General features: G+C 74.4%; 5 protein-coding genes. 2 read left to right on the top strand and 3 right to left on the bottom strand.

Annotation, left to right across the window (positions count from 1 at the left end; all coding sequences use genetic code 11):
- Positions 1 to 37: 37 nt before the first annotated feature.
- Positions 38 to 1,450: an NADP-dependent succinic semialdehyde dehydrogenase gene (locus AWW66_RS31655; RefSeq protein ID WP_067374384.1), complete on the bottom strand. Its 1,413-nt coding sequence runs from the start codon at positions 1,448 to 1,450 to the stop codon at positions 38 to 40.
- A gap of 13 nt (positions 1,451 to 1,463) precedes the next feature.
- The gene (locus tag AWW66_RS31650) at positions 1,464 to 1,727 is read right to left on the bottom strand and encodes a DUF6343 family protein (RefSeq protein ID WP_067374376.1); all 264 of its coding nucleotides are present in this window, start codon (positions 1,725 to 1,727) and stop codon (positions 1,464 to 1,466) included.
- Positions 1,728 to 1,850: 123 nt separating this feature from the next.
- On the opposite strand from AWW66_RS31650, the gene AWW66_RS31645 reads away from it, so the two are divergent.
- Positions 1,851 to 2,462, top strand: coding sequence for an antibiotic biosynthesis monooxygenase (locus tag AWW66_RS31645; protein WP_067374373.1), 612 nt, complete (start codon positions 1,851 to 1,853; stop codon positions 2,460 to 2,462).
- 168 nt (positions 2,463 to 2,630) lie between these two features.
- The gene (locus AWW66_RS31640) at positions 2,631 to 3,482 is read left to right on the top strand and encodes an SGNH/GDSL hydrolase family protein (protein ID WP_067374370.1); all 852 of its coding nucleotides are present in this window, start codon (positions 2,631 to 2,633) and stop codon (positions 3,480 to 3,482) included.
- 34 nt (positions 3,483 to 3,516) lie between these two features.
- On the opposite strand, the gene AWW66_RS31635 is transcribed toward AWW66_RS31640, so the two are convergent.
- Positions 3,517 to 3,989, bottom strand: a 473-nt coding sequence (locus tag AWW66_RS31635) for an EcsC family protein (protein ID WP_169807207.1), incomplete at its 5' end; no start/stop codon positions are given.

Genomic DNA, 3,989 nt, shown 5'->3' with positions numbered 1-3,989 from the left:
GCTTTCGGTAGTAAAGGGGCCCCCTCCTAACACCCACCTACTCGGCGTGCGCGCCGGCGCCGGCGCCCGCCGTACCCTCGCCGACCCAGACGGTCTTGGTGTTGCAGAACTCCCGCATGCCCAACGCGGACAACTCCCGGCCGTACCCGGAGTTCTTCACCCCGCCAAACGGCAGCTCCGGAAAGGACGTGGTCATTCCGTTGACGAAGACGTTGCCGGCGTCCAGGTCGGTGGCGAAGCGCTCCTGCTCGTCCGGGTCGGTGGTCCAGGCGTTGGCACCGAGACCGAACGCGGTCCCGTTCGCCACCTCGATCGCCTCGTCGTACGACGACACCCGGTACAGGCCGGCGACCGGGCCGAACACCTCCTCGGCCCACATCCGCATCTGCGGCGTCAGGTCGGTGACCACGGTCGGCGGGTAGTACCAGCCGGGGCCGGTCGGCTTCTCGCCGCCGCAGAGCACCGTCGCGCCCCGCTCCACCGCGTCGCGTACCTGCTCGTGGATCTCGTCCCGGCCGCGTTCGCTGGCGAGCGGGCCGACGTCGGTCGTCTCGTCCATCGGGTCGCCGACCCGCAGCGCCGACATCCGCCCGGCGAACTCCCGGGCGAAGTCGTCGAAGACGTCGGTGTGCACGATGAACCGCTTCGCGGCGATGCAGGACTGGCCGTTGTTCTGGCAGCGGGCGGTGGTGGCGACCTCGGCGGCGGTCGCCACGTCGGCCGAGGGCATCACCACGAACGGGTCGCTGCCGCCCAGTTCCAGCACGGTCTTCTTCAGCTCCCGGCCGGCGATCTGGGCGATCGAGCGGCCCGCGCCCTCGCTGCCGGTCAGGGTGGCCGCGCGGACCCGGGGGTCGCTCAGGATCCGGTCGACCGCGTCGGAGCCGACCAGCAGGGTGCCGAACGCGCCCTGCGGGAAACCGGCCCGGTGGAACAGGTCCTCCAGCAGCAGGGCGGTCTGCGGCACGTTCGAGGCGTGCTTGAGCAGGCCGGTGTTGCCGGCCATCAGCGCCGGCGCGGCGAACCGCATGACCTGCCAGAGCGGGAAGTTCCACGGCATCACCGCGAGCACCGGCCCGATCGGCTGGTACCGGACGAAGGCCCGGGTGGCCCCGACGGCGCGGGCGTCGGCGGGCTCGTCGGCGAGCATCCGGGCGGCGTGGGCGGCGTAGAACCGGGCGGCGGCGGCGCACTTGGTGACCTCCGCCTTCGCCGCCGCGTACGTCTTGCCCATCTCGGTGGTCATCAGCCGGGCGATCTCGTCGCGGTCGGCGTCCAGCCGGTCGGCGGCGGCCCGCAGCCAGTCGCCCCGTTGCGCCAGCGAGGTGCCGCGCAACTGGCGGAACGCCCGGTCGGCCCGCTCGATGGCGGCGTCGACCTGCGCGTCCGACATCGGGTCGTACGTCTTGAGCAGCTCGCCGGTGGCGGGGTTGACGGTGGCGATGGGCATTCTCGTACTCCTGTCACTCGAAGAGTGAGTGGCGCGTGCCCGGCTCCTCCCGGCGTCGGGCGGCCCGGCGGCGCTGGATGACGACCAGGTCGATGACGGCGACCACGGCGAGCACCGCGCAGGCCACCCCGAGCACCGCCAGGCCGGCGCGGAAGGCCAGCACGGCGAAGACGGTCATGGTCACCAGACCGAAGCTGGCGAGCGCGAGGCGGAGGTTCAGCGCGCTGTAGGCGTGCCCCACGGTGCCACGGGCGCGCCGGGGCTGGGATCGCGTCATTGGGTTCAGCTACCCGCGATCGGCGCGGTTAACCGGACCTCACCCGGCGGGCCCGGCGGTGGGCCGGGTCATACCGGCCCGCCTCGACGGGCCGGACGGGCCGCGACGGCGGAGGATGGGACCATGAGCACGCCCCCGGCGGTACCGGTGACCGTCGCCATCACCCGGCAGGTCGACCCCGCACGGACCAGCGAGATGGTGGCGTGGATGCGGGCCGGCTCGGCGCTGGCGGAGGCCTTCCCCGGGTTCCTCGGCGCGGGCTGGGTGCGCCACGCCCCGGGCTCCCCGCAGTGGCACATGCTCTACCGCTTCGCCGACGCCGAGACGCTGCACCACTGGGAGGAGTCGCCGCAGCGACGCTGGTGGCTCACCTCGGCGCAGGGCATGGTCGAGCACACCCGCACCGAGCGGCGGACCGGCATCGAGGGCTGGTTCGACCCGCCGAGGGAGCAGGTCGCCGACCTCGCCGGGGCGACCCGCGTGGCGCTGCCGCCGCCCTCCCCGCCCCGCTGGAAGCAGGCGGTGACGATCTGGCTGGCGTTCTTCCCGCTGAGCCTCACCGCGAACCTGCTGGCCAGCCGGTTGCTCCCGGACGGGTCGCTGGTGGTCCGGACGCTGCTGATCACCCTCTGCCTGACCCCGCTGATGACCTACCTGGTGCTGCCCCGGATCACCCGGGTGCTGCACTGGTGGCTGCACGGGCAGCCCGCGCCCTGGCGGCGGCCCCGCCGCTGACCGGGGGCGCCGCACCCGGCCCGCCGCACCGGCCGGGCCGCCCTCTCTAACACGGGGGCGGCCGGATCTCGCGGGCGTGCCGGATATCCGACAGCAGAACACCGAAGACCCCAGACCACCGCGTACGGTGACCAGGCTGTCGCTCACCGCCGCCGGACCGGGGAAACCATGTCTCGACGCTGGGTCACCACGCTGTTCTGCCTGCTGGCCCTGGTGGCGCTCGCCTGCGAGGGAGACGGCTCGGCCGACCCCCGCCCGTCCGACGACCCGCCGCCCCGGGGCGGCCCCGCCTCCATCGCCGCGATCGGCGACTCGATCACCACCGGGTTCGGGTCCTGCGTGGTCCTCGCCGCCTGCGAGCGCAACTCCTGGTCCACCGGGGACGGGGTCCGGGTGGACAGCCTCTACCGCCGGCTGCTCGACCAGGACCCGGCGATCCGGGGCAGGGCCACCAACCACGCCGAGTCCGGCGCCCGCGCGTCGGCGCTGGCCGGCCAGGCCGAGGCGGCGGTCCGCGCCAAGGCCGACTACGTCACCGTGCTGATCGGCGGCAACGACGCCTGCCGGCGCACCGTCGACGAGATGACCCCGGTGTCGACCTACCGCAAACAGGTCGACCGGGCCCTGCGCACCCTGCGCGAGGGCCGGCCCAAGGCCCGGGTACTGGTGGTCAGCATCCCGAACCTGAACCGGCTCTGGGAGATCGGGCACACCGACAACCGGGCGGTACGCGCCTGGCGCACCGGCATCTGTCCCGCCCTGCTGGCCAACCCCACCTCGACCGAGCCGGCGGACGTGGCCCGCCGGGCGGCGTTCGGCAAGCGGATCGACGCCTACAACGACCAGCTCGCCGCCGCCTGCCGGGCGTACGGGTCCCGGTGCCGGTACGACGGCGGGGCCGTGCACCGGGTCCGTTTCACCCTGGACCAGGTCAACCGGCTGGACTGGTTCCACCCCAGCGTGGCCGGGCAGAACCGGCTGGCCGAGGTGGTCTGGCGGGCCGCCCGGCTCGCCGACTGACCCCGCCCCGCCGACCGGCCCACCACCCGCCCGGTCAGCCCCGGCGGGGGTGTGGGACGCCGCCGGAGCCGTGCTGCCGGTAGAGCTGGCCGGCCCGGCCGGCGAGATCCTTCGTCGCCGACGAGTTGGCCCAGGTGCCGAGGATGATCGCGGCGCCGGGCACCACCTTGGCGAAGACCCGCTTCGCGGCGCGCACCCCGGCCATCTGGGCGAGCCGGACGCCCAGCCGCAGCATGACCCGCCCGAGCGGGCTCTGCGCCCCGGTGCCGAAGAGCGCACCGGCCCGCTCCCGGCCGGCCGCCACCCCGAGCGCGAGTCGCGCGGTTGCGGCCACCTTGTGCACCTTCTGCAGCACCAGCAGGTCCGCGGCCCGGTCGGGGTGCGTCGGGTCGACCCCGTGGGCGGCGGCGACGTGCAGCACCATCCGGGCCTGGGTCCAGGCCAGCACGCCGACGTCGAGCACCGCGCCGGGCAGCCCGGCGGCACCGGAGACGGCACCGGAGAGCC

Origin of the sequence: Micromonospora rosaria, from assembly GCF_001567585.1 — a bacterium.
GTDB classification, from domain to species: domain Bacteria; phylum Actinomycetota; class Actinomycetes; order Mycobacteriales; family Micromonosporaceae; genus Micromonospora; species Micromonospora rosaria.
The sequence above is the reverse complement of the archived record's forward strand: the minus strand, read 5'-3'. Positions and strand labels throughout refer to the sequence as shown.

Coding starts and splice junctions, on each gene's coding strand:
- AWW66_RS31655 (WP_067374384.1), bottom strand. CDS start 1,450: ATGCCCATCGCCACCGTCAACCCCGCCACCGGCGAGCTGCTCAAGACG.
- AWW66_RS31640 (WP_067374370.1), top strand. CDS start 2,631: ATGTCTCGACGCTGGGTCACCACGCTGTTCTGCCTGCTGGCCCTGGTG.
- AWW66_RS31650 (WP_067374376.1), bottom strand. CDS start 1,727: ATGACGCGATCCCAGCCCCGGCGCGCCCGTGGCACCGTGGGGCACGCC.
- AWW66_RS31645 (WP_067374373.1), top strand. CDS start 1,851: ATGAGCACGCCCCCGGCGGTACCGGTGACCGTCGCCATCACCCGGCAG.